The organism is Bradyrhizobium sp. USDA 4451 (assembly GCF_054822585.1).
The window spans coordinates 7,098,493-7,124,139 of record NZ_JBTRCH010000001.1; the positions used below are offsets into that span (position 1 = coordinate 7,098,493).

The following is a 25,647-nucleotide window of genomic DNA, read 5'->3' on the forward strand; positions in this document are numbered from 1 at the left end:
CGCGAACCGGTGTCCACTTCGCTCGAAAACGCTCTGGAACCTCACGCCTTTGCCGGCCGTAGCAGACCTGCGACGCCGGCAAAGGCCCGATCGATCACCGGCCAGAACAGCAGCACGATCGCCAATGTCGTGATGCTGCCGACGAGGCCGTTCGACCAGAACACCTTCATGTCGCCGCCGGAGCCGATCATCGAGAGCCGGAACGCGTCCTCGGCGCGGCTGCCGAGCACCAATGCCAGCGTGAACGGCGCAAGCGGAATGCCGATCTTCTTGAAGACATAGCCGACGACGCCGAAGCCCAGCATCAGCCAGATGTCGAACATCGCATTCTGGATCGCATAGGCGCCGATCGCGCAGGACACCACGATCATCGGCGCCACCGCCGCGAACGGCACGCGCAGGATCGAGGCGAAGATCGGCACGGTGGTCAGCACCAGCACGAGGCCGACGACATTGCCGAGGTACATCGAGGCGATCAGGCCCCAGACGAAATCCTTGTGCTCGACGAACAGCAGCGGGCCCGGGTTGAGGCCCCACACCATCAGGCCGCCGAGCAGGATCGCGGCAGTCCCTGAGCCTGGAATGCCGAGCGCAAGCATCGGCAGCAGCGCCGAGGTACCCGAGGCGTGGGCGGCGGTCTCCGGCGCGAACACACCCTCGATGCGGCCCTTGCCAAAACTTTCCTGATCCTTGGAAAAGCGTTTTGCCAGATTGTAGCCCATGAACGAGGCCGCGATCGCGCCGCCCGGCGTAATGCCGAGCCAGCAACCGATCACCGAGGAGCGCAGCAGCGTCACCCAGTATTTCGGCAGGTCCTTCCACACCGACAGCACCACGCGCAGCGAGATGCCGGCGGCATGTCCGCGGAGCGCGAGGCGCTCCTCCATCGTCAGCAGGATCTCGCTGATGCCGAACAGGCCGATCACGGCGACGAGGAAGTTGATGCCGCGCAACAGCTCGGCCGAGCCGAAGGTCATGCGCAGCTGACCGGACACCGTATCCATGCCGACGCCGGCGAGCAGCAACCCAAGCGACATCGAGATGACAGTCTTGTGCTTGGCTTCGCGGCCGAGGCCGACGAACGAGCAGAACGTCAGCAGATAGACCGCGAAGAATTCCGGCGGGCCGAACTTCAGCGCGAACGACGAGATCATCGGTGCCAGGAAGGTAATCAGCAGCACCGCGACCAGCGAACCGATGAACGACGAGGTGAACGCCGCGGTGAGCGCTTCGGCCGCCCGGCCCTGCTGCGCCATCGGATAGCCGTCGAAGGTGGTCGCGACCGACCAGGCCTCGCCGGGGATGTTGAACAGGATCGAGGTGATGGCGCCGCCGAACAGCGCGCCCCAGTAGATGCACGACAGCATCACGATGGCCGATGTCGGGTCCATCGTGAAGGTCAGCGGCAGCAGGATCGCGACGCCGTTCGGGCCGCCGAGCCCCGGCAGCACGCCGACGAAGATGCCGAGCACGAGGCCGACCATCATCAACAGCAGCGTCTTCCACGTCAAAAGGACGGCGAAACCATGCAGCAGGAGACCGAAAGCTTCCATGTCTCGAGATCCTGTCGATCGCTCAGTACCCGAAGGCCGCTTCGAGCGGCCCCTTCGGCATGATGACGTCGAATGCGATGTCGAAGGTCACGAACATCGCGGCGGTGAAGATGAAGGCGGTCAGCAGCGACTTCCACAGCGCGATCTTGCCGACCAGGCGCATGAAGCCCGCGATCAGGAGAAAGCTCGCGACATAGAGGCCGAGATACTGGGTGGCGAGGCAGAACAGGAAGGTCGGCACGAACACCGCCATCACGCGGCGCAGCTGGGCGCGGGTGACAAAGGTCTCGGCAGCTTCCCGGCGCGACACGAAGGCGGCACCCAGCCCATAGAGGCTGGCGGCGCCGAGGATCACCGAAAGATAGAACGGAAAATAGCCCGGCTGCGGTCCGGTCGAATCCCACGAGGCGCCGGTGCGCCAATTGTCCCAGCCCAGCACCACTGCCAGCGCAAGCAACAGCAACGAGACGACGACATCGACGACGCCGGTGGAGACGACGGCCGGGGAATTCTCTTCAGGCGCGGTCGGATCGTCGACGACGATCTCAAGTTCGGTGTTGGACATGGACTGGACGGTCCGGGTTGCGAGGGCAACGATGGGGATAGCGCGCAGATGCAATCACCGTCAATGCAGCCTTCAGCTAACTGGATCGTTCGGGAAACGCGCTCGCAAGTGCAGCACGATTCGCATCGAGCACGCCGCGCTCGGTGATCAATCCCGACACCAGCCGCGCCGGCGTCACATCGAAGCCGAAATTGACGACGCCAGAGCCGTCCGGAACCACGCGCACGGTCTCGATCCGTCCGTCCGCCGTCCGCCCGGTCAGGTGCGTGACCTCGCTGGCCGCACGCTGCTCGATCGGAATCTGCCTGATGCCGTCGTCGATACTAAAGTCGATGGTCGGCGACGGCAGCGCGACATAGAACGGCACGCCATTGTCGTGCGCCGCGAGCGCTTTCAGATAGGTGCCGATCTTGTTGCAGACGTCACCATTGGCGGCGACGCGGTCGGTGCCGACGATCGCGAGATCGACCATGCGATGCTGCATCAGATGGCCGCCGGTGTTGTCGGGGATCACGGTGTGCGGCACGCCGTGATGGCCGAGCTCCCAGGCGGTGAGCGAGGCACCCTGATTGCGCGGCCGCGTCTCGTCGACCCAGACATGGACCGGGATACCGCGATCATGCGCCTGGTAGATTGGTGACGTCGCCGTTCCCCAATCGACGGTTGCAAGCCAGCCGGCATTGCAATGCGTCAGCACGTTGACCGACTCGCCCGGCTTCTTGGTCGCTGCGATTTTTTCGATCAGGCCGAGCCCATGGCGGCCGATCTTGCGGTTGATCTCGACATCCTCGTCGGCGATCTCGCGGGCGCGGGCATAGGCCGCATCTGCCCGCGCCGACTTCGCGACCGGGGCGAGCTCGCGCTGCATCTCGTCGATTGCCCATTTCAGATTGATCGCGGTCGGCCGGGTCGCGGCCAGCATCTTGCCGGCGCGATCGAGCGCGGCGTCGGAAGCATCGGCGCGCATCGCCAGCGCCATGCCGTAGGCCGCGGTCGCGCCGATCAGCGGCGCGCCGCGGACCAGCATCGAGCTGATGGCCTCGCCGGCCTCGTCCGCCGTCGTGATCTTCGCAACGATGAATTCATGCGGCAGCCGGCGCTGATCGATCGCGCCGACCGACCAGCCATCGGGCTCGAGCCAGATGCTGCGGAAATGGCGCCCGTCGACCTTCATGGCTGCAACACCCGTCCGGCGACCGCATCGAGCTTGGCAAGCAGCTGCGGATCGCGCGCCGTGGGCGCGGTGATCAGCGCGGTGTCCAGCGCGCGGTCCGAGCCGATCGGACAGGGCTCGTGGTCGCGCGGGAAATCCCGCGCCAGCCGCGCCACCAGCGCCTTGGCCTTCTCGGCATTCGAATTCAGCACGCGGATGATGTCCTGCACCGTCACGGCATCATGCGCCGGATGCCAGCAGTCGAAATCGGTGACCATCGCCACGCTGGCATAGCAGATCTCGGCCTCGCGGGCGAGCTTGGCTTCCGGCATGTTAGTCATGCCGATCACCGAATAGCCCTGCGCCTTGTAGGTCAGGCTCTCCGCAAGCGAGGAGAATTGCGGCCCTTCCATGCAGAGATAGGTGCCGCCACGCGCGAATGCGATGCGCTCGGCTTCGGCGGCGGCCGCGAGATGTTTCACCAGCAACGGCGACACCGGATGCGCCATCGAGACATGCGCGACGCAGCCTCTGCCGAAGAACGAGCTCTCGCGCTTATGGGTGCGATCGACGAACTGGTCGACCAGCACGAAGGTGCCCGGCGGCAGCTCTTCCTTGAACGAGCCGCAGGCGGACAGCGCGATGAGGTCGGTGACCCCCGCCCGCTTCAGCACGTCGATATTGGCGCGATAATTGATGTCGGACGGCGACAGCGCGTGCCCCGGGCCGTGCCGCGGCAGGAACACGATCGGCAATCCGGCGATCTCGCCACGGCGCAGCGTCGCGGATGGTTCACCCCATGGGCTCGGGATCGGCTCGTCGCGGACATTTTCCAGGCCCGGCAAATCGTAGATGCCGGATCCGCCGATGATTCCGAGAACGGCCTTGGTCATGATCGCTCCTCACGCTCCCGCAACGGCGGCATCATGCGGCGCAATATCGATGGCGCAGCCGCGCGATGCAAGGCGTTTCCGGGCGGAAGGTAAAGCAACGAGGGATGCGCAGCGTACGTCGGGCCAGCGTCGCTGGCCATTTGCTCCGTCATTCCGGGGCGATGCGAAAGCATCGAACCCGGGATGACGGAAGGTTCACGGCCGCAACCTTACTTCGCGACGAAGCCCGCCGCGTTCATCAGCGAGGCATTCTGCTTGTCGTCATCCTCGAGGAATTCGACCATGTCCTTGCCGGTGAGGAAGATCGGCTTCAGCGCCTGCTTCTCCATGTAGTCCTTGTATTCCGGCGTCTGCGTCACCTTCTGGAACAGGTCGACATAGAACGCCTGCTGCTCCTGCGTGACCTTGCCCGGCAGGAACATCGCACGCAGCATCAGGTACTGCACGTCCAGCCCCTCTTCCTTGCAGGTCGGGATATCGTTCCAGGACTGCGTGTCGGTGACCTTGGTCTTGTAGGAGATCCGCTCCTTGTCGAACACGCAGAGCGCGCGGACCTGGCCGGCGCGCCAGACTTCGAGATTCTCGCTGGGATTGTTGACGTTGGATTCGGTGTGACCGCCGACCAGCTGGGTCGCAGCCTCACCGCCGGACTTGTACGGCAGATAGGAGAATTTCGCGCCGGTCTTCTGCTCCATGAACACGGTCAGCACGTGATCCTCGCGCTTGGAGCCGGTGCCGCCCATCTTGAAGGGCGCGCTTGCCGCCTTGGCAGCATCGATGAACTCCTTCACGGTCTTCGGACCCGCGGTGTTGTCCCACAGCACGAACTGGTCGAGCGCGATTACCGACACCGGCGTGAGGTCACGCCAGTTGAACGGAATCTTGGCCGACAGCGGCAGCATGTAGATCAGCGAATAGGCGATCAGCACCTTGTTGGGATCGCCTTCGCTCGACTTCATGTACATCAGCGCTTCCGCGCCCGACGCGCCGCCCTTCAGCGACACCACCATCGGCTGCTTCATCAGATTGTTCTTCTGGATCGCCGCCTGCATCATGCGCGCCATCTGGTCGGAGGCGCCGCCGGCGCCGGCCGCAACCACGATCTCGACCGGCTTGCTCGGCTCCCAGCCGGCAAATGCCGGCGTGCTCAGCAAGAGGGCCGCGATTGCAGCCGTGGTTTTTACAATCTGTCCCACGTGTTTCTTCCCTATCTATTTGTTCGGCTTGGCAAAACCTGCGAAGCGGAGGGCTCTCATCATTGTGCCGAGAATGAGAGTGAGTTCAAGCCGCCGAACCGTCGCATGGCGTATGACTTTGGAATGAGGTCGCGGTGTCGTCGAGAGAGGCAGCGATGGGGATGGTTCTCAATTCCGCAGCCACGTCATCGGTGTCATCACCCGCGCATTTGCGGGTGATCCAGTATTCCAGAGGCAGTAGTGCTTGAGCCGAGAGGCCGCAGCGTACTAGATCGCCCGGTCGCGGGTGATGACAGATATGGATGAGGACGCAGCGCAGCCGCTACTTGCCCTTGAAGTTCGGCGCGCGCTTGTTGAGGAAGGCGTCCATGCCTTCGCGGAAATCCTCGCTCATATAGGCGCGCAGGATCAGGTCTTCGCCCTCCTCGCGGGACAGCGTGCGGCGGATGCGGCGCACCGCTTCCTTGGTCACCTCGAGCGTGATCGGCGCATGGCCGGCGACGAGCTTCGCGGTCTCGTTGGCGCGGCGCTGCAAGGTCTCCACATCGGGCACGACCTCGTTCAACAGCCCGAGGGCCAGCGCTTCCGGCGCCTCGACCAGCCGTGCCTTGAAGATCAGGTCCTTGGTCCGCGCCGGGCCGATCAGCGACACCAGCCGCGAGATGTTGGACATCGACAGGCAGTTGCCGAGCGTGCGTGCGATCGGGAAGCCGATCCGCGTCGCCTCGGTGCCGATGCGGATGTCGCAGCAGGCGGCGATGCCGGCGCCGCCGCCGGTGCAGGCACCGGCGATCGCCGCGATCACGGGCACGCGGCACTGTTCGAGCGTTCCCAGCACGCGGTCGATCCGCGCCTCGTAGTCCAGCGCGTCCTGCGCGGTCTTGAACGCCCGGAACTGGGAGATGTCGGTACCCGAGGCGAACGCCTTGTCGCCGGCGCCGGTCATGATCAGCGCCTTGATCTGATGATCCTGATTGATGCTCTCGCAGATCGAAGCCATCTGCTCGTACATCGCAAAGGTCAGCGCATTGCGGGCCTGCGGCCGGTTGAACGTGATGCGCGCGATGCCGTCCTCGACGGAGTAGATCAGGTCTTCGGTCGGTGCCACGGGCGCGTTCATGTCTCGCTCTTTCTGTTGGTTACGATTTGATATTCAAGCGACCTTCGAGGCCTGCGCGACGTCGCGGCCCTTCAGGACCTCCATCGCCGCCAGCACGCCGCCGCCGCGATGCGGCACCTTGGCCAGATCAAGCCCCATCTCGACGCCGGACAGCGTGCCCATCAGCATCAGATCGTTGAAGTGACCGATATGGCCGATCCGGAACACCTTGCCCTTGACCTTGTTGAGGCCGGTGCCGAGCGACATGTCGAAATTATCCAGCACGACCTTGCGGAAGTGATCGGCGTCGTGGCCGTCAGGTACCCGCACGGCGGTCAGCGCCGGCGAATGCGCGCCCTGCTCCTGACACTGCGTTTCCAGACCCCACACCTTGATCGCGGCGCGGGTCGCTTCGCTGTGGCGCTTGTGGCGGGCGAACACGTTCTCCAGCCCCTCCTCCTCCAGCATCTTGACGGCCTCGCGCAGGCCGAACAGCAGGTTGGTGGCGGGGGTGTACGGCCAGGTGCCGGCCTTGTTGATGTTGATGACCTCCTGCCAGTCCCAGTAGGAGCGCATGCCCGGATTCGCCCTGGCCACCGCCAGCGCCTTCTCCGATACGGCGTTGAAGCCGAGGCCGGGCGGCAGCATCAGCCCCTTCTGGGAGCCGGCGATCGAGACGTCGATGCCCCAGGCGTCGTGCTCGTATTCGAGCGAACCGAGGCCGGAGATGGTGTCGACCATCAGCAGCGCCGGATGCTTCAGCGTGTCGAGGATCTTGCGCACGTCGCGCGGATAGGTGACGCAGGCGGTCGAGGTCTCATTATGGACCACGCAGACGGCCTTGATCTTGTGCGCCTTGTCGGCGGCGAGCCTGGCCTCGATCTGCTCGAGGTCGGCGCCGTGCCGCCAGTCGCCCGCAATGAAGTCGACGTCGAGCTTGAACTTGTCGGCAATGCCGTGCCACAGCACCGCGAACTGCCCGGTCTCGCACATCAAGACCTTGTCGCCCGGCTGCAGCGTGTTGACGATCGCGGCCTCCCAGGCGCCGGTCCCGGACGACGGGTAGATGATCACGGGCTGCTTGGTGCGGAACACGCGCTGCATCGCCGACATCACGGCGAAGCCGATCTCGGCGAATTCGGCACCGCGGTGGTCCATGGTCGGCATATCCATGGCCCGCAGCACCCGGTCCGGCACGTTGGTCGGTCCCGGAATCTGCAGAAAATGCCTTCCAGTATGCACGGTCATGAGCGTCTTTCCCGGTCTTGCCTTGGTCTTGGTAAGCCGCTCGCATATCACTATTCGCCCGCTTTGTCCTAGGCCCGGCGGGGGTCCGTCATGCATATCTGACGGCGCTCGGTCGAAGCCGGCAGCCCCTCATTCGGCCGCCACCACCTTGCCCGCCCCCACCAGTTCGCCGGTCTCCTCGAACGGCCGCTCGGGGTGCATCAGGAACGCCGAGAAACCGCCGAGCAGCAACAGGCCCATCGACATCAGGAACGGCAGGTACCAGTTGCCGGTGGCGTCGATCACGAAGCCGGCAACCAGCGGCGAGACGATGGCCGCGAAGGCCGAGCCCGTGTTCATCAGCCCCGCGGCGGTGCCGGAATATTTCGGTGCGATGTCCATCGGAATCGACCACATCGGGCCGATCACGAGCTCGGCACAGAAGAAGCCGGCCGACAGGCAGAGCGCGACCACCGTGATGTCGTGAACGAACAGGATCGGCATCAGCGACAGCAGCGCGCCGGCGAAACCCACGATGGTCACGCTGAGCCGCGCCATCCGCACATTGCCTGATCGTTCCAGGATGCGGTCGGAGATGACGCCGCCGATGCTGTCGCCGATCACCCCGGCGAAGAACACGCCGGATGCGAACAGCGCCGAGTTCTTCAGGTCGAGGCTGTAGTTGTTCTTGAAGAACAGCGGCAGCCAGTTGAGGTAAAGCCACAGGCACCAGCCGTAGCAGAAATAGGTCAGCGTCACCGGCCACATCCGCTGCAGCAGCGGCCCCCATGGCACCTTCGGCCGCTCGCCTTTCGGCCGCGGCGGCAATGTCGCGAGCTCGGCTGCGGTGATTGCGCCATGCTCCCGCGGCTCGTTGCGGAAGTACCAGACCCAAACGATCCCCCAGATCAGACTGACGATGCCGAGCGCGACGAACGCGCCGCGCCAGGTCAGCCAGAGAATCAGGAGCGCCACCACCGGCGGGGTGATGGCGTTGCCGAGCCGCGCGAACGAATGCGTCAGCCCCTGCGCGAAGCCGCGGCGGTTGGCCGGCGTCCAGTACTGCATGGCGCGCGTCGCGGTCGGGAACGTCGCACCTTCGCCGAACCCCAGCGCAAAGCGCGCGACGAACAGCGCCGCAAGACCATGGACGAAGCCGGTCATGATGGTCGCCGCCGCCCAGATCATGCCGCACCAGAACAGCGTCTGGCGCGGCCCGAAACGATCGCCGACCCAGCCGCCGATCACCTGGAACAGCAGATACGGATAGGCGAACGCCGAGAACACCAGGCCGAGCTGGGTGTTGGACAGACCCAGCTCCTTCTGGATATCGCCGGCCGCGGTGCCGATGTTCACCCGGTCCACATAGGTGATGAAATACATCACGCAGAGCATGGCCAACACGACATGGGTGGCCTTGAACCGAAGCCTCATATCCCCTCCCCTCCGCGACTTTTTTGAGCTTGCTGACGCTGGCTGCCAAAGCATGATCCGGAAAAGCGCGAGGCGGTTGTCCGAAGAGATCATGCTCAACAAGAGCTTAAGTGCCGACCACCTTCAGATGCGACGCGTTGCGCTGATCGCGCTGCTCGAGAATCTTCATCGCGGCCTCGACACCGCCCGCGCGGTGCGGGACGCCGGCGATCGACAAGCCCATCTCGACGCCGGTGAGCGCGCCAAGCAAGGTCAGCTCGTTGCACTCGCCGAGGTGACCGATGCGGAACACCTTACCGGCGACCTTCGACAGGCCAGAGCCGAGCGACATGTTGAAATTGTCGAGCACGACCTTGCGATACTGATCGGCGTCATGGCCGGGCGGCATCAACACCGCGGTCAGCACCGGCGAGAACTCCGAAGGCTCCTGGCACAGCACCTCGAGCCCCCATTGGTTGACGGCAGCCCGCGTCGCGGCGGCCAGCCGCTGGTGACGCGCGAACACCTTGTCGAGCCCTTCCTCCAGCAGCATCGCGATGGCTTCGCGCAACCCGTAGAGCAGGTTGGTCGCCGGCGTGTAGGGGAAGAAGCCCTTGGCGTTCGGCTTCAGCATCTCCTCCCAGTCGAAATAGGAGCGCGGCATCTTGTTGCTGCGCGACGCGGCGCGGGCCTTGTCCGAGATCGCGTTGAAGCCGAGGCCGGGCGGCAGCATGAAACCCTTCTGCGAGCAGCTGACGCTGACGTCGACCTTCCATTCGTCGTGCCGGTAATCGACCGAGCCGAGCGAGGAGATGGTATCGACCATCAAAAGCGCCGGATGGGCGGTGCGGTCGATGGCGGCACGGATATCCGCGATCCGGCTGGTCGCGCCGGTCGAGGTCTCGTTGTGGACCACCATCACCGCCTTGATGCTGTGCGCAGTGTCATCGGCGAGTTTGGCTTCGATCCGGGCGGGGTCGGCGCCGCGGCGCCAGTCGCCGGGGAGGAAGTCGACCTCGATGCCGAACCGGCCGGCGAGCTGCCGCCACAGCGTGGCGAAGTGGCCGGTCTCGACCATGAGGACCTTGTCGCCAGGCGACAGCGTGTTGACGATCGCGGCTTCCCAGGCGCCCGTCCCGGACGACGGGAAGATCACCACCGGACCTTTGGTCTGGAAGATCCTGGCGCTGCCCTCCAGCACCGTCCGGCCGAGCTCGCCGAACTCGGCGCTCCGGTGGTCGATGACCGGCATGTCCATCGCGCGGAGAATGCGATCGGGGACCGGGCTCGGCCCGGGAATCTGCAGAAAATGACGCCCTTGATGCATGAGATTCTCCTAATCGCCGGAATTCGACCCTTCGGAAAGTCTTTTTGCATTCATTTTTTGTCTTTTCAATCCAATTTTGGTATTCGATTGCGGAGATCGACGCGACCGCGCCGGCAAATTATTGTTCAGAATATGAAATCCGCGATTCCCGAGACCGGGGTTCCGATCACCCCGCCCACCGCCGGCAATGGCAGCGACCGCCAGGAGGCCTCACTGCACGGCGAGGTGCTGCTGCGGCTGCGCGACTACGTGGTGGAAGGCAACATCCCCGAGGGCGCCCGCGTTCCGGAACGGCAGCTCTGCGAAATGCTCGGGATCTCCAGGACCCCGCTGCGCGAGGCGCTCAAGGTGCTGGCCGCCGAAGGCCTGATCGAACTGCTGCCCAATCGCGGCGCACGGGTACGCCAGCTCAGCCAGCGCGACCTCGAGGAGCTGTTCGACGTGATGGCAGGGCTGGAGAGCCTCGCTGGACGGCTGGCCTGCGAGCTGATCACCGACGAGGAAATCGCCGCGATCGAGCGGCTGCACTACGAAATGTACGGCCACTATTTGCATCGCGACATGCACGGCTATTTTCAGATCAACCAGCAGATCCACGAGAGCATCGTCGCGGCGGCGCGCAACGAGACGCTGAAGACGACCTACGCCAACTTCGCCGGCCGGATCCGCCGGGTGCGCTATTCCGCCAATTTCGCCCGCAAGCGGCAGCGTTGGGGCGAGGCGATGCGCGAGCACGAGGCGATCCTCGATGCGCTACGCCGCCGCGCGGCGAGCGAGCTCAGCGATATCCTGTTCCAGCATCTTCGCAACAAGCGATCCGCCGCGATCGATCACCTCGCCGAAGGTCAGGACGCCGACCTGGAAACGACGCCCCAGGGCGACTAGGGGTGAGCCTGGGGGAGCGCGACGAGATCGCAATCCTTGCCCATTCTGAATTCATAATATAATTCTCACGTCGAGAGAATGCATAATCCATGAGCAGGCACGCCCGCCACGCGCCGTGGATCACATCGGATCTGGGATGAAGAACGTCTCCTCGCTCGAACAGCGCCTGCGCTCCGAACTGACCGGCGACATTTTCTTCGACGCCTTCAACCGCGGCCGCTACGCGACCGACGCCTCGTTCTACCAGATCATGCCCGCCGGCGTGGTGGTGCCCCGCACCATCGACGAGGCGCTGCGGACGCTGTCGATCGTCCGCGACGCCGGGCGGATCGTGACCCCGCGCGGCGGCGGCACCTCGCAATGCGGCCAGACCGTCAATGACGGCATCGTGGTCGATCTCTCCAAGCACCTGAACCGGATCGTCTCGCTCGACGTCGAGGCCCGCACCTGCGTGGTCGAGCCCGGCATCGTGCTCGATGACCTCAACCGCCAGCTGAAAAAGCACGGGCTGTGGTTTCCGGTCGACGTCTCCACAGCGTCGCGCGCCACGATCGGCGGCATGGCCGGCAACAATTCCTGCGGTGGCCGCTCGCTGCGCTACGGCACGATGCGCGACAACACGCTGTCGATGGACGCCGCGCTCGCCGACGGCACGCTGCTGCATTTCGGCGAGGTGCCGCGCGATCTGACGCGGATCAATGCGTCCGACAGCGGATTGAAGCTGTTTCGCGAGATGCTCGATCTCGGCGAGCGCGAGGCCGCCGAAATCGCGGACAAATTCCCCAAGGTGCAGCGCCGCGTCGGCGGCTATAACCTCGATGCGCTGGTGCCGCGCAACGCGCCGAACAACATGGCGCATCTGTTGGTCGGCTCCGAGGGGACGCTGGCCTTCACCACGCAGGTCGAGCTCAAGCTGTGGCCCGTGATCCGCAACAAGGCGCTCGGCGTCTGTCATTTCGGCAGCTTCTATGAAGCGATGGATGCAGCCCAGCATCTGGTCAAGCTGCGGCCCATTGCCGTCGAGCTGGTCGATCGCACCATGATCGCGCTGGGGCGCGAGATCGCGATGTTCCAGCCGATCATCTCGGCGGCCGTGCGCGGCGATCCCGACGCCATCCTGGTGGTCGAATTCGCGGAAGAGGATCAGGCCGACAATCTCGCCCGCCTGAAGCAGCTCGGCGAACTGATGGGCGACCTCGGCTTCGGCTGGGACAAGCCGCAGCGCAAATGGGGCGGCGTGGTCGAGATCGTCGAGCCCGCGCTGCAGACCGGCATCGCCGATTTCCGCGCCGCCGGCCTCAACGTCATGATGTCGATGAAGCAGGAGGGCAAGCCGGTCTCGTTCGTCGAGGACTGCGCGGTGCCGCTGCCGCATCTCGCCGACTACACCGAGCGGCTCAATGCCGTGTTCGCCAAGCACGGCACCCGCGGCACGATGTATGCGCACGCCTCCGAGGGCTGCCTCCATGTGCGCCCGGTGCTCAACCTCAAGCTTGAGAAGGACGTCAAGGCAATGCGCGCCATTGCCGAGGAAGCCTTCGCGATGGTGCGCGAATACAAGGGCTCGCATTCCGGCGAGCACGGCGACGGCCTGGTGCGCTCGGAATTCCACGAGACCATGTTCGGCGCGCGCATCGTCGCCGATTTCCGCGAGGTCAAGCAGCGCTTCGATCCGACCAACACGCTCAACCCGGGCAAGATCGTCGATCCGCCGAAAATGGACGACCGCTCGCTGTTCCGTTTCTCGCCGGACTATCGCGTCGGTGAAATGAAGACGGTGCTCGACTGGTCGGCGTATCCCGGCGCCGGCGGCGGCTTCCAGGGCGCCGTTGAGATGTGCAACAACAACGGCGCCTGCCGCAAGCTCGAAGGCGGCGTGATGTGTCCGTCCTATCGTGCGACCCGCAATGAAAAGGACGTCACCCGCGGCCGCGCCAACACGCTGCGGCTCGCGATCTCGGGCCAGCTCGGGCCCGATGCGCTCGCCTCCGACGCGATGGTGGAGACGCTGAAACTCTGCGTCTCCTGCAAGGCGTGCCGCCACGAATGCCCGACCGGCGTCGACATGGCCAAGATGAAGATCGAGGTGCTGGCGGCACGCGCCGCGACGCAAGGCCTGTCGCTGCGCGACCGGCTGGTCGGCTATCTGCCGCGCTATGTCGATCTCGCCTCGCGCCTTGCGCCGATCGCGAACTGGCGCAACCGCAGCCCGCTGCTGCGCGCGCTGTTCGAGAAAATCGCCGGCATCAGCGCCAAACGCGCGCTGCCGGAATTTCGCCGCGACACCTTCCGGCCCGATGCCGAGGTGCTCGGCCCGCCGGATGGCCGCGAAGTGGTGCTGTTCGCCGATACGTTCAACCGCGGCTATGAGCGGGAGAATCTCGACGCTGCACTCGAGGTGCTCGTTGCCGGCGGCTATCGCGTCCATCTGCCGAGACCATCGGATGGCGCCCGTCCGCCGTGCTGCGGGCGCACATTCCTGTCGGCCGGACTGGTTGAGCAGGCCCGCGCCGAGCTCGGCCGGCTGGTTGCAACCTACGCACCGTTCGCGGCACGCGGCGTGCCGATCATCGGCCTGGAGCCGAGCTGCCTCTTGACGCTGCGCGACGAGCTGCTGTCGCTGCGATCGGATGGCGCCGCAAAGGCCGTCAGCGCGCACGCGCTGCTGTTCGAGGAATTCCTGGTGCGCGAGGCGGAAGCCGGGCGCCTCGCCCTGCCGCTCGGCGCGGTCGCGAGCAAGGCTGTCGTGCACGGCCACTGCCACCAAAAATCTTTCGGCGCGTTCAAGCCGGTGGAAAAGGTGCTGCGGCTGGTGCCGGGGCTCGAGGTCAAAACTATCGAGTCGAGTTGCTGCGGCATGGCCGGCGCGTTCGGCTATGGCGCCGACACGTATCAGGCCTCGATCGAGATGGCCGAGCTGTCGCTACTCCCTGCGGTGCGCGGCGCCGATCAGGATACGCTGATCGTGGCCGACGGCACCTCGTGCCGGCATCAGATCAAGGACGGCAGCGGCCGCACGCCGCTGCATGTCGCCAGCGTATTGGCGATGAGCCTGAAACGTGCGACATCGAAATCCGACCCATCATTGCCAACAAAGGAAGAGGCCCATGGCTGAGCTCACCCTCGACACCGCCCGCAAGATCCTGGATGCCGCGCTCGCCAAGGGTGTCGAGAAGAAGCTGAAGCCGCTGGTCGTCACCATCCTCGACGCGCGCGGTGCGGTAAAGGTGACGGCAGCCCAGGACGGCACCAGCCTGATGCGGGCCGAGATCGCCCATGGCAAGGCCTATGGCGCGCTGGCGCTCGGCATGGGATCGCGGGCGCTGTTCCAGCGCGCGCAGGAGCAGGCCTATTTCATCGATTCCGTGAACACGCTGGCGCAGGGCCGGCTGGTGCCGGTTCCCGGCGGCGTGCTGATCATGGACGGCACCGCCCTGCTCGGCGCCGTCGGCGTCAGTGGCGACACCTCCGACAATGACGAGATCTGTGCCCTCGCCGGCATCGAGGCCGCCGGCCTGAAGGCCAACGCGGGCTGATACGCGATCGGGCGAGCCGAGCGCAAAATTTTCGGAATATTAGAAACTTGCCCCTGATTTGCCCGACGTGTCAAGCTGCCTTGTCGAACGTTGGCCGCGTCGGCTCCTTTGCATGGGGTTGTTTCCCATGTTTTGATAGTGCGCGCCTGCGGCGGCCGCATGCGGGCGGCTGAAGCGGCACGGCGATGCCTCAACGGCCGGTCCAGGTCGGCTTGCGCTTCTCGCCGAAAGCCTTGAGGCCTTCCTTGGCGTCCTCGGTCATCGCGAGCAGCGCGATCTGGCTTTCGGTGTAGGCGATGCTTTCATCGAACGACATCGAGGCGATCGCGCGCATCGCGTATTTGCCGCGCCGGATCGCGGTCGGCGACTTGTCGACGATGCGGCCGATCAGCCAATCGACCTTGGCGTCGAGCTCGGCCGCCGGCACCACGTAGTTGAGCAGGCCCGCGGCCTGGGCAGCCCTAGCGTCGAACGGCTCGCCGGTCAGCGCCCATTCGTTGATCAGACGCGCGGGCGCGATCGACTGCAGCAGGCTCAGCACCTGCATCGGAAACACGCCGACCTTCACCTCGGGCAGGCCGAAGATCACGCCATCGGCGGCGACCGCCATGTCGGTCATGCACAACAGGCCCATGCCGCCGGCCATGCAGACGCCGCCGACCCGCGCGATCGCGGGTTTTGTGGCGCTCTGCGACAGCCGCAACAGGTCGGCGTAGTCGACATTGGGCCGCGAGAAATCCATCGAGAACGCCGCGCCGCTGTTCTGCAGATCGGCACCGGCGCAGAACGCCTTGTCGCCGGCGCCGGTCAGCACGATGACGCGCACGTCCTTGTCGTCATGCGCCTCGCGATAGCCCTTCGCGATGCCGGCGATCACGCCGGCATTGAGCGCGTTGCGCTTGTCCGGGCGGTTGATGGTGATCCAGAAGGCCTGCCCGCGCTTTTCCAAGAGAACGCTGTTGTCGGTCATGTTTCCTGCCTGATTTGTTGCCTGTGTGCTGTTGTCAGCCCACATTTGCGGCAGGATCGGCGCCGACTGCAAGCACGATTCAGGCGCCCGCAGACGCCTTCCTGATCCAGACCTTGTTGTCGTGGAACGCGGCACCGCCGAGCGGTGCGACGGCCTCCGCCCCGGTCAGCATGTTGATGCCGCGGCCGCCGATATGGGACTTGTTCGGATGGATCGACTCGGCGATCAGCACGCCGCGGCGCACGCCATCGAACAGCTTTGCGGTCAGCGTGGTCTCGCCGCGCATGTTGCCGAGCGTGACGGCCTCGCCGTCGGCGATCGACAGCGCGACCGCATCGTCGGGATGGATCATCACGGTCGGCGCGCCCTCGCGGGCCTGCGACGACGGTGTTTCGTTGAAGCTGGTGTTGAGGAAGCTGCGCGAGGGCGACGTCGCCAGCCGGAACGGATGCTGCGCGTCCGCCTCCTCGATGATGGTCCAGTGGTCGGGCAGCGAGGGCATCTTGTCCCATGCGCCCAGCAGCCCGCCGGTTCCGACCGGCACCTTGCCCCAATCCACCTTGAAGTGGAACTTCTTGTCGGCGTGGGCAAAGCCGTCGAGATAGTGCGAGGTGCGGAAATCGGGTTGCAGGTCGCGCCACAGCTCGGCCTCGAGCGTCGCGATATCGCCATGCCCGCTCTTTTGCAGCGTCGCGTCGATCAATTCGCGCGCCGTCATGTCGAAGCCGGGATGCACGGCGTTGAGACGGCGGCCGAGCCCCTGCAGCACCTCGTGGTTGGAACGGCACTCGCCCGGCGGATCGATCAGCTTCGGGCCGACCGAGATGTGCTGATGACCGCCGCCGTAATAGAGGTCGTCGTGCTCCATGAACATCGTCGCCGGCAGCACGATATCGGCCATCCGCGCCGTCTCGGTCATGAACTGCTCGTGCACCGCGACGAACAGATCCTCGCGGGCAAAGCCCTGGCGCACCAGCGCCTGCTCGGGCGCCACCGTCATCGGATTGGTGTTCTGGATCAGCATCGCCTTGACCGGCCCGCCGCCCTTCAACGCTTCGGCATCGCCGGTCAGGATCCGGCCGATCTGTGACTGATCGAGCACCCGCGTCGAGGGATCGATCGCGTCGTGGCCCTCGATGATCGACTCGTCGAAGCGCCAGATCCCGGCATTGTTGAAGAACGCACCGCCGCCCTCATATTGCCAGGCACCGGTGACCGCGGGAATGCACAGCGCCGCGTGCATCTGCGCGGCGCCGTTACGGCTGCGGGTGAAGCCGTAGCCAAGACGGAAGAACGAGCGCTGGGTCTGTCCGACCAGCCGCGCGAATGCCTCGATCTCCTCGACCGGCACGCCCGAGATCGCCGAGGCCCATTCCGGCGTCCGGGTCTTCAGATGTGCTTCCAACTCGTCGGGGCAATCGGTGTAGCGTGCAAGGTACTCGCGATCGGCAAATCCCTCACGGAACAGCACATGCATCACAGCGCAGGCGAAGGCGCCGTCGGTCCCCGGCCGCAGCAGGATCTTGATGTCGGCCTGCTTCATGGTCTCGTTGTTGTAGACGTCGACCGCCGCGATCTTGGCGCCGCGCTCCTTCCGCGCGCGCGAGGCATGCGTCATCACGTTGACCTGGGTGTTCACCGGATTGGTGCCCCAGATCACGATGAGATCGGACACGCCCATCTCGCGCGGGTCGACGCCGGCGATCTTGCCGGTCCCGGCGGCAAAGCCGATGCGCGCGATGGTTGCGCAGATCGTGCCGTAGAAGCGCGAATACTTCTTCACATGCGACAGTCGGTTGAGGCCGTCGCGCATCACGAGCCCCATCGTGCCGGCGTAGTAGTAGGGCCAGACCGATTCGGCGCCGAACTCCCGCTCGGCGGCGTTGAAGCGCGCCGCGATCTCGTCCAGCGCCTCGTCCCAGGAAATCCGCGCGAACTGGCCGGAGCCCTTCGGCCCGGTCCGGCGCATCGGATATATCAGCCGTTCGGCATGATGGATCCGCTCGGCGTAGCGTGCGACCTTGGCGCAGACCACGCCGGCTGTATAGCTCTGCTGCTTGGAGCCGCGGACCCTGCCGATCGAGCGGCCCTCGATGACTTCGACGTCGAGCGCACATGCCGACGGGCAGTCGTGCGGGCAGGTGGAATGGCGGATGTCGACCTTGGCATGCTGGTTCATGCCAAATTGGTAACATCAAATATCGCCTCCGCCGAGGGGCATTATTGCCCAGTCCGGGCGAAAACCGGGCATGAGCCATGCGGCAGGCGCCGAGACCGGACTGCGATCCGCTCGCCCCGTCGGTCAAACGCGGAAGATGCGAGTGTAGTGCGACTTGATCGCGTCCCCTTCCCGCTCCACCGCGGCAGGATCATCCTTCATCGTCTTGATGTCCTTCAGCGGCTTGCGTCCGGCCTTCTCCGGGACCTGCGCGTGGACGGACCTGAGGCCGCCGATCTCGATGTTGAGCTGCTGCCCCTCGCGGCCGAGCGCGAAGGACTGGAACAGCCTGGCGGCATTCGGATGCGGACAGTCCTTGAAGACACCATTCGGGCCAACGATCAGCGGTGATCCCTCGGTGGCATAGACCGGCTCGACCGGGCGGCCCATCTCCTTCATCTGGAAGATGTTGTACTCGTTGCCGTCGGCCATGACAGCGCGCTCGCCGAGATCGAGCTTCTTCGGCGGATCGGTCGAGGACTGCACCTGCATGATGTTCTGCTTGGCGAGCTGCTCGAAGAAGCTCCAGCCGAGATCGCGCTGCATCTGGTAGGTCGCAGTCATGATGGTGCCGCTATAGCCGGGATGCCCCTTCACGATCTTGCCCTTCCATTTCGGATCGAGCAGATCGGCAAAGCTCTTCGGCGCCTCCTCGGCCTTCACGAGGCTGGTATTGTAGGCAATGATCGACAGCCAGACCCGGAAGCTTGCGAACTGACCGTCGGCATCGCGATGCTCCTCCGGATAGAATCGTGCGACCTCCTCCGGGACATAGGGCGCCAGAATGCCGTCCCGCTTCCACACGATGAAATGCGCGGCATCGGAGGAGTTGACGACGTCGACAGCGTGAATGTTGCTGGCATATTCCTGGCCGATCCGCTGGAACACACGCTCGGCGCCGGTGCGTTCGACGCGCAGGGAGATCTCGGGATATTTCGCTTCGAACGCCCTCGCCAGCTTCTCGGCGACTGGCAGATCGGTCGAGGTGTAGTAGACGACCTGCCCCTCTTTCTTCGCCGCCGCGATCAATGTCGGCGTCACTGGTTCCGCGGGTGGCGCGGCGGCCATCACGCGGGTTGAAAAGGCGGCCCCTGCCAGCACGGCACCGGTGCCCTTCAGCATTTCGCGGCGCGATAGCCCAGGATGTTTCCTCATATGATTCCCCGCACTCAGTGGCGAAGTTTAAGTACACCGTCCTCCCGCCCTTATTCCGATGCGCGAGAACGGAGTCTGTCGTCGACAGACGCTTCAGGTTGCAGCTAGACTTCTCGCCAAGAAACAAGACAAAAGTTGGGGGAAGCGATCAATGGCGGGCTTTCGGTGCGCCTTGGTGTTTGTCGCCGCGTTGCTGAGCATGTCTATCTCGAGCTCGCATGCGGATGCTGAAGACTACCCTGCGCGACCGGTCAGGATCATCGTTCCCTTCGGCCCCGGCGGACCGGCAGATGTCGTGGCGCGACAGATCGGCAGCATCCTGCAGGAAGGCCTCGGCCAGCCCTTCGTGGTCGAGAACCGCACCGGCGCCGGCGGCGTGATCGGCACGCTCGAGGTCGCGAAGGCGCCGGCCGACGGCTACACCCTGCTGATGATGTCGAATACCCAGACCGCGAATGAGTCGTTGGTGCCGCAGCGCAAATATGAGCTGACGCCGATCGCATCGCTGAACACGTCGGATCTCGTGATCGTGGTCCACCCCGCCGTGCCGGCGAAGACGCTGCAGGAATTCATCGCGCTGGCAAAGGCGCAGCCCGGAAAGCTGAACTATGCTTCGTCCGGCCAGGGCACGCCGTATCACATGGCCGGCGAATTGTTCAAAGCCATGGCCGGAATCGACATCGTGCACGTGCCCTATCGCAACAGTGGTGAAGCCCGCAGCGGCATCATCGGCGGCCAGGTCCAGATGATGATCGATGCCGTTCCCGCAATGGCGCCGAATGTCGCCGAAAACCAGGTGCGGGCGCTGGCAACGACCGGAAAGACTCGTTCAGCAGTGCTGTCGGGTGTTCCCACGGTGATCGAGGCTGGCGTTGCCGGATACGAGGCGACGATCTGGCTCGGCCTGATGGCGCCGGCGGGCACACCGAAGCCGATCATCGACAAGCTCAACGCAGCCGTGAATGCCGCGATCAAGCGGCCGGACGTCGAGAACCTCTGGGCCGCGCAAGGCGCGGTGCCGATGCCAATGACGCCGGAGGCGTTCGACCAATTCCTGCGCGCCGATATCGTGAAGTGGGCAGACGTCGTCAAACGGTTCGACAAGAACCAATAGGCGGACAACGGCAACGCCAATGGAACGGTACGCATGAAGACGTTGAACATCCTGAGCGGAGGCGCGGCGCAGGGCCTGGTGCGCAGCCTCGGACCAGCATTCGAAGCCGAAACCGGCTTCGTCGTTGGCGGCGATTTCGGCGCGGTCGGCGCCATGGCCGACAGACTGCGCGCCGGTGTTCCGACCGACATCGTCATCCTCACCGCGGCCCTGATCGCGACGCTGGCCGATGAAGGGCTTGTCGTGCGGTCGTCGATCGCCGACATCGGCCGCGTCGAAACCGCGCTGGCGGTCCGCGCAGGCGATCCGCCGGCGCGCCCCGAGGATGCAGCCGGCCTGTGCACGGTGCTGCTCGATGCTGACGCGATCTTCGTGCCGGATATCAAGGCTTCAACCGCCGGCATTCACGTCGCCAAGGTGCTTGCACAACTCGACATCGCCGATGTCGTCGCCGATCGGCTAAAGATCTTTCCCAACGGCGCGACGGCGATGCGGCATCTGGCCGAGTCAAGCGACCGGCGGTCGATCGGCTGCACGCAAACCACCGAGATCATCAGTACCAGTGGCGTCGTGCTGTCGGCCACCTTGCCGCCGGGATGCGGGCTCGCGACCATGTACACCGCCGCCGTTGCGACGCAGGCGATGGCTGCATCGCAGGCGCAACGCCTGATCGCGCTGCTGACCTCGCCGGAGACGTCGAAGCTGCGCAATCAGGCTGGCTTCGTCTCCGGCTGACTCGGACTCGCCTTTCAGCGCGCCAGCTGCGTGAGGCCCGTTGGCGGTCCATCGACCGCGGTCCAGCCACCATCGACGAACAGCGTGCTGCCACTGACATAGCTCGCCGCATCGGAGGCGAGGTAAGCGACGGCGGTGGCGACCTCGTCGGCGCTGCTCCAGCGGTTGAACACGGTGTGGCCCGCATAGAGGTTGTAGATATCGGGCCGCTGCTTGAACGGGCCGGTCAGCGCGGTTTCGGCGATGCTCGGCGCGATGGCGTTGACGCGGACGCCGGATCGCCCGACCTCCGACGCGAAGCCCTTCACCAGAAGACCGATCGCGGCCTTGGTCGAGCCATAGACCGCAAGCCCCGGCTCGATCGTCACCGCGCGCACCGAGGAGCAGGCGATCAGGCTGCCGCCCTGCTGCGCGACCATGATGCGGCCGAACGCCTGGAAGAACCAGACCGTGCCCTTGATGTTGAGGTTGATGACGCGGTCGAGGTCCTCCTCGGTATAATCGAGGATGGTCTTGCGGATGTTCAGCCCCGGCGTCGTCACCGCGATGTCGACGCGCTGAAATTCCGCGAGCGCCCTCGCCGCCAAGGCCTCGACGTCGGCACGATCGGCGGCATCGCAGGTAGCGGCCGAGGCCGATCCGCCCTGCGCGCGGATCGCAGCAGCCGCCGCATCGGCGCCTTCCTGTGTGCGGTCGGCGCACAGCACGCGCGCACCGAGCGACGCCAATGCTTCAGCCGAGGATTTGCCAATACCCGAGGCGGCGCCCAACACCACGGCGGTCTTGCCGGTGAGATCAAACAGCTTGCGGTAGTCGGTCATGGGACCTCCCGAGACGCGAACGATGCGCGTTTGCCTTCGACGATGAGTTCATATACTAATATATCAATTTTAGGAGCAACAATGCCCGCGCGCTCGCCGAAAAAGCCGCAGCTCCGCAAGATCGCCGGCCATAGGCGGACCGGCCGCCCGCGGACCGCGACGGCGGCCGCGCGGATCTATGCCGAGCTGCGTGCCGAGCTCGTCTCGTTGCAGCGCAAGCCGGGCGACCCGATCCTCGAGACCGAAATCGCTCGTTCCTATGGCGTCAGCCGGACACCGGTGCGGGAGGCCATCCTGCGGCTGTCGGACGAGGGTCTGGTCGAGATCTTTCCGCAATCCGGCATCTTCGTGTCGCGCATCCCGCTCGCCGCCCTGCCCGAGGCGATCATCGTCCGCAGGTCGCTGGAGGAAACGATGACGCGGATGGCGACAGAGCGCGCCAGCGCCAGCCAAATCCTCGGCCTGCACGCGATCCTCGAACGCCAACGCGAGGCCGACATGGCCGGAGATCGCGAGGCATTCCATCAGGCCGACGAGGCCTTTCACGCAGCCATCGCCGACGTCGCCGGGCATCCCGGCATCTGGAAGCTGATCCTGCAGGTCAAGGTCCACGTCGACCGCTTCCGACGCCTCACCTTGCCGCAGCGCGGGCGGATGACCGAGGTTATCGCCGAGCATGAGGCCGTCATGACCGCGATCGAGGCGCATGACGCGGTGCGCGCCGGCGCCGCAATGGTCACCCATCTCGAACGGCTGCTGGCCGACATCTCGGCTACCCGGCACAACAATCCGGAATTCTTCGATCAGCGAAGCGAGCCGGCATGACCGCGGCCGGAGACTCCGGCCAGGCAGTTTTGGAAGGAAACAACATGAACGCTACCGATCGAGCGCAGCACCGCGATGGCGGGCTCAACCGCCGCGACGTGATCAAGATCGCAGCCGGCCTGGGCGCGGTCGCGGCGAGCCCGACGTTCGCGCAGTCGAAGGCGGTGTTCAAGGCGTCCGACGTCCAGCCGCCCGGCTACCCGACCGTGGTCGCGACGGAAAATCTCGGCAAGAAGCTCGCGGAAGTGACCAACGGCCGCCTGTCGGTGCAGATGTTCCCCTCGATGCAGCTCGGCGGCGAGAAGGAAACCATCGAGCAGACCCAGATCGGCGCGATCCAGATGCTGCGCGTCAGCGCGGGCTCGATCGGACCCATCGTCGACGACATCAACGTCGTCAACATGCCGTTCCTGTTCAAGAACATGGCGCATGCGGAGCGGATGATGGACGGCCCGATCGGCCAGGAGCTGCTGGACAAGATCACGGCGAGCCCAAACGCCGGCCTTGTCGCGCTGTGCTGGATGAACTCCGGAGCCCGCAGCCTCTACAACACCAAGCGCGCGATCAAGACGATCGCCGACATCAAGGGCCTCAAGTTCCGCGTCATAGGCAATCCGATCTTCATCGACATGATGAATGCGCTCGGCGGCAACGGCGTCGCGATGGGCTACGATCAGGTGTTCAGCGCGCTGCAGACCGGCGTCATCGACGGCGCCGAGAACAACCCTCCGAGCTACGTGTTCAGCAATCATTACACCGCAGCGAAGCACTTCTCACTCACTGAGCATTTGATCGTTCCCGAACTGCTGGTGTTCTCGAAGCGAGCCTGGTCTGCGCTGTCAGCCAATGACCAGACGCTGATCAAGAAGCTTGCCCGCGAGGCGCAGATGGAAGAGCGCGGCCTCTGGAACACCTATGAGCAGCAGGCGATGGACAAGGCGAAAGCCGCCGGGTGCGAGATCATCGAGATCGCCGACAAGACGCCATTCCAGAACGCGGTCAAGCCAGTGTGGGACAAATACGGCCCGAAATACCAGGACATGATCGGGCGTATCCAGTCGGCCTGACTCCACGTCACACAGGACATCGACATCTGACAGGACAAGGTCATGGCCGGATCATATCGCCGCGCGATGGACTATTTGTATCTCACCTGCGTCATCACGGGCTGTGCGGCGCTGGTGCTGATTTCAGCGGTCATCCCCTGGGCGGTGTTCACCCGGTATGTGCTGAACAGCGCCGCATCCTGGCCCGAACCGCTCGCGGTGTTGCTCACCATCGTCGTCACGTTCATCGGCGCGGCGGCGGGCTATCGGCTCAACCTGCACATGAACGTCGGATATTTCGCCGGCAAGCTGCCTGACCCGCTGCGCAACCTCGTGGATCTGGTCGTCCAGCTGCTGATGGGGCTCATCGCGCTGTTCATGATCATCTGGGGCGCCCGGCTCGTCGAGGTGACCTGGTACAACACGATCGCCGATTTCCCGTCGCTGTCGGTCGGTGTCACCTATCTTCCGATCCCGATCGGCGGCGGCTGCCTCCTGCTTTTCATCATCGAGCGGATTTTTCTGGGCGCACCGCCCGATCCGATCGGCCCGCATCGCGACGCATCGATCGACTGATCACGGGAAGCAACCATGGATATTTCCATCCTGCTCGCGACCATGTTGCTCTGTTTCCTGATCGGCATGCCGATCGCCTACTCGCTGGCGATGGCGGCGATCGTTGGCGCCTTGTGGATCGGCATTCCGCTGGAAGCGGTGATGCTGAAGATATCCGACGGCGTCAGCAAGGTCGCGATGCTTACGATTCCGTTCTTCGTGCTGGCCGGCGCGATCATGGCGGAGGGCGGCATGGCCCGGCGGCTGGTTGCGTTCGCCGACGTGCTGGTCGGGCTGATCCGGCTGCGTGGCGGCCTCTCGATCGTCAACGTGCTGGCGACGACATTCCTGAGCGGCATCTCGGGATCGGCGGTCGCCGACACATCCGCGATCGGCTCGGTGATGATCCCGCAGATGGAAGCGAACGGCTATCCACGGGTGTTCGCGACCAATCTGACGATCACCTCGTCGGTGCAGGCGCTGCTGGTGCCGCCGAGCCACAATGCGGTGCTCTATTCGCTTGCGACGGGCGGGACGATCTCGATCAGCGCCCTGTTCATGGCCGGCGTATTCCCGGGGCTGCTGCTCGGCTTCTCGCTGATCATCCTGTGCCTTGCGGTCGCCTATCGCGAGAAGCATCCGCATGGCCAGACCGTGCCGGCCAAGGATGCGATCCGGATCGCGATCGATGCGGGCTGGGGCCTCATCACCCTCGTCATCATCCTGGGCGGCATTCTCGGCGGCATCTTCACCGCCATCGAAGCCGGCGCCGTCGCCTGCATCTGGGCGTTCTTCGTCACCATGTTCATCTACCGCGACTATCGCTGGCGCGACTTGCCGGTGCTGCTGCATCGCACGCTCCGCACGGTCGCAATGGTGATGACGCTGATCGCCTGTGCCTCCAGCGTCGGCTACATCATGGCGCTGACCCAGATGCCGGCCAAGATGACCGCTTTCTTTCTGTCGATCTCAGACAACAAATACGTCATCCTGCTTCTGATCAACGTCCTGCTGCTGGTGCTCGGCACGCTCGTCGACATGGCGCCGTCGATCCTGATCGCGACGCCAATCCTGTTGCCGGTCATGAAGAATTTCGGCGTCGATCCGGTTCATTTCGGCATGATCATGCTGCTCAATCTCGGCATCGGCCTCTGCCACCCGCCGGTCGGCGCGATCCTCTTTGTCGGCTGTGCGGTCGGCAAGGTCACGATCGAGCAGGTCATGCGCAAGATCTGGCCGTTCTACGCGGTGATGTTCTTTGTCCTGATGTGCGTGACCTATCTCCCCGAAATCTCGCTATGGTTGCCCCGGCAGCTCCAGGTCCTGCACTGAGCGCGAGCGACATCTTGCACAAGCGCGGC

At 64.8% G+C, this 25,647-nt stretch carries 22 protein-coding genes; 9 read left to right on the forward strand and 13 right to left on the reverse strand.

All coding sequences use genetic code 11. From position 1 onward, the window contains the following. Positions 1–41: 41 nt before the first annotated feature. The 9 genes from ACVMB0_RS33235 to ACVMB0_RS33275 form a co-directional block, all read right to left on the reverse strand. Positions 42–1,553, reverse strand: coding sequence for a tripartite tricarboxylate transporter permease (locus ACVMB0_RS33235; protein WP_456753663.1), 1,512 nt, complete (start codon positions 1,551–1,553; stop codon positions 42–44). A 22-nt stretch (positions 1,554–1,575) separates the two neighbouring features. Beyond that, a complete protein-coding gene (locus ACVMB0_RS33240) occupies positions 1,576–2,118 on the reverse strand; it encodes a tripartite tricarboxylate transporter TctB family protein (protein ID WP_456753662.1) in 543 nt (180 codons plus the stop codon). A gap of 76 nt (positions 2,119–2,194) precedes the next feature. Further along, a complete protein-coding gene (gene mtnA / locus ACVMB0_RS33245) occupies positions 2,195–3,292 on the reverse strand; it encodes an S-methyl-5-thioribose-1-phosphate isomerase (protein ID WP_461348897.1) in 1,098 nt (365 codons plus the stop codon). After that, entirely contained in the window at positions 3,289–4,164 is an 876-nt protein-coding gene (locus ACVMB0_RS33250) for an S-methyl-5'-thioadenosine phosphorylase (protein ID WP_461348898.1), read from the reverse strand. Before ACVMB0_RS33250 ends, mtnA begins: the two co-directional genes overlap by 4 nt. Before the next feature lie 209 nt (positions 4,165–4,373). Next, positions 4,374–5,351, reverse strand: a complete 978-nt coding sequence (locus ACVMB0_RS33255; protein ID WP_456756490.1) for a Bug family tripartite tricarboxylate transporter substrate binding protein — start codon at positions 5,349–5,351, stop codon at positions 4,374–4,376. A 331-nt stretch (positions 5,352–5,682) separates the two neighbouring features. Then, positions 5,683–6,480, reverse strand: coding sequence for an enoyl-CoA hydratase/isomerase family protein (locus ACVMB0_RS33260; RefSeq protein WP_456753659.1), 798 nt, complete (start codon positions 6,478–6,480; stop codon positions 5,683–5,685). Positions 6,481–6,513: 33 nt separating this feature from the next. Further along, entirely contained in the window at positions 6,514–7,707 is a 1,194-nt protein-coding gene (locus tag ACVMB0_RS33265; RefSeq protein ID WP_456753658.1) for a pyridoxal-phosphate-dependent aminotransferase family protein, read from the reverse strand. Positions 7,708–7,836: 129 nt separating this feature from the next. After that, a complete protein-coding gene (locus ACVMB0_RS33270) occupies positions 7,837–9,120 on the reverse strand; it encodes an MFS transporter (RefSeq protein ID WP_461348899.1) in 1,284 nt (427 codons plus the stop codon). Positions 9,121–9,226: 106 nt separating this feature from the next. Then, positions 9,227–10,426 (reverse strand): pyridoxal-phosphate-dependent aminotransferase family protein, encoded by a 1,200-nt coding sequence (locus ACVMB0_RS33275; RefSeq protein WP_461348900.1) that lies wholly within the window; start codon positions 10,424–10,426, stop codon positions 9,227–9,229. A 132-nt stretch (positions 10,427–10,558) separates the two neighbouring features. Here ACVMB0_RS33275 and ACVMB0_RS33280 point away from each other — a divergent pair, with 132 nt between their 5' ends. The 3 genes from ACVMB0_RS33280 (at position 10,559) to ACVMB0_RS33290 (ending at position 14,847) form a co-directional block, all read left to right on the forward strand. Further along, complete coding sequence (locus tag ACVMB0_RS33280; RefSeq protein ID WP_461349755.1) at positions 10,559–11,311, forward strand: GntR family transcriptional regulator; 753 nt, start codon at positions 10,559–10,561, stop codon at positions 11,309–11,311. 136 nt (positions 11,312–11,447) lie between these two features. After that, complete coding sequence (locus tag ACVMB0_RS33285; protein ID WP_461348901.1) at positions 11,448–14,426, forward strand: FAD-binding and (Fe-S)-binding domain-containing protein; 2,979 nt, start codon at positions 11,448–11,450, stop codon at positions 14,424–14,426. Next, positions 14,419–14,847 carry a GlcG/HbpS family heme-binding protein gene (locus tag ACVMB0_RS33290; protein ID WP_456753654.1) on the forward strand — a complete coding sequence of 143 codons (429 nt, stop codon included), beginning with the start codon at positions 14,419–14,421 and terminating at the stop codon, positions 14,845–14,847. The genes ACVMB0_RS33285 and ACVMB0_RS33290 overlap by 8 nt, the downstream gene beginning before the upstream one ends. 190 nt (positions 14,848–15,037) lie before the next feature. On the opposite strand, the gene ACVMB0_RS33295 is transcribed toward ACVMB0_RS33290, so the two are convergent. From ACVMB0_RS33295 to ACVMB0_RS33305, 3 genes are all read right to left on the reverse strand, one after another. Continuing rightward, positions 15,038–15,817, reverse strand: a complete 780-nt coding sequence (locus ACVMB0_RS33295) for an enoyl-CoA hydratase/isomerase family protein (RefSeq protein WP_456753653.1) — start codon at positions 15,815–15,817, stop codon at positions 15,038–15,040. A gap of 79 nt (positions 15,818–15,896) precedes the next feature. After that, a complete protein-coding gene (locus tag ACVMB0_RS33300) occupies positions 15,897–17,996 on the reverse strand; it encodes a molybdopterin oxidoreductase family protein (protein ID WP_461348902.1) in 2,100 nt (699 codons plus the stop codon). A gap of 123 nt (positions 17,997–18,119) precedes the next feature. Further along, on the reverse strand, positions 18,120–19,190 hold the full coding sequence (locus tag ACVMB0_RS33305; RefSeq protein WP_461348903.1) for an ABC transporter substrate-binding protein: 1,071 nt from the start codon (positions 19,188–19,190) through the stop codon (positions 18,120–18,122). A gap of 199 nt (positions 19,191–19,389) precedes the next feature. On the opposite strand from ACVMB0_RS33305, the gene ACVMB0_RS33310 reads away from it, so the two are divergent. Together ACVMB0_RS33310 and ACVMB0_RS33315 are read left to right on the forward strand one after the other, a co-directional pair. Further along, entirely contained in the window at positions 19,390–20,304 is a 915-nt protein-coding gene (locus ACVMB0_RS33310; RefSeq protein ID WP_461349756.1) for a tripartite tricarboxylate transporter substrate binding protein, read from the forward strand. Positions 20,305–20,337: 33 nt separating this feature from the next. Continuing rightward, entirely contained in the window at positions 20,338–21,039 is a 702-nt protein-coding gene (locus tag ACVMB0_RS33315; RefSeq protein ID WP_461348904.1) for a molybdate ABC transporter substrate-binding protein, read from the forward strand. Between the two features lie 14 nt (positions 21,040–21,053). Here ACVMB0_RS33315 and ACVMB0_RS33320 read toward each other — a convergent pair whose 3' ends face one another. Then, entirely contained in the window at positions 21,054–21,860 is an 807-nt protein-coding gene (locus ACVMB0_RS33320) for an SDR family NAD(P)-dependent oxidoreductase (RefSeq protein WP_461348905.1), read from the reverse strand. Between the two features lie 81 nt (positions 21,861–21,941). Between ACVMB0_RS33320 and ACVMB0_RS33325 the strand changes: the two genes are divergently transcribed. The 4 genes from ACVMB0_RS33325 to ACVMB0_RS33340 are packed head-to-tail and all read left to right on the forward strand — an operon-like array spanning position 21,942 to position 25,618. Further along, complete coding sequence (locus ACVMB0_RS33325; protein ID WP_461348906.1) at positions 21,942–22,685, forward strand: GntR family transcriptional regulator; 744 nt, start codon at positions 21,942–21,944, stop codon at positions 22,683–22,685. A gap of 44 nt (positions 22,686–22,729) precedes the next feature. Beyond that, the gene (locus ACVMB0_RS33330) at positions 22,730–23,752 is read left to right on the forward strand and encodes a TRAP transporter substrate-binding protein (protein WP_461348907.1); all 1,023 of its coding nucleotides are present in this window, start codon (positions 22,730–22,732) and stop codon (positions 23,750–23,752) included. Positions 23,753–23,794: 42 nt separating this feature from the next. Next, positions 23,795–24,307, forward strand: coding sequence for a TRAP transporter small permease (locus tag ACVMB0_RS33335; RefSeq protein ID WP_461348908.1), 513 nt, complete (start codon positions 23,795–23,797; stop codon positions 24,305–24,307). Positions 24,308–24,322: 15 nt separating this feature from the next. Further along, positions 24,323–25,618: a TRAP transporter large permease gene (locus tag ACVMB0_RS33340; protein WP_461348909.1), complete on the forward strand. Its 1,296-nt coding sequence runs from the start codon at positions 24,323–24,325 to the stop codon at positions 25,616–25,618. Positions 25,619–25,647: the final 29 nt, after the last annotated feature.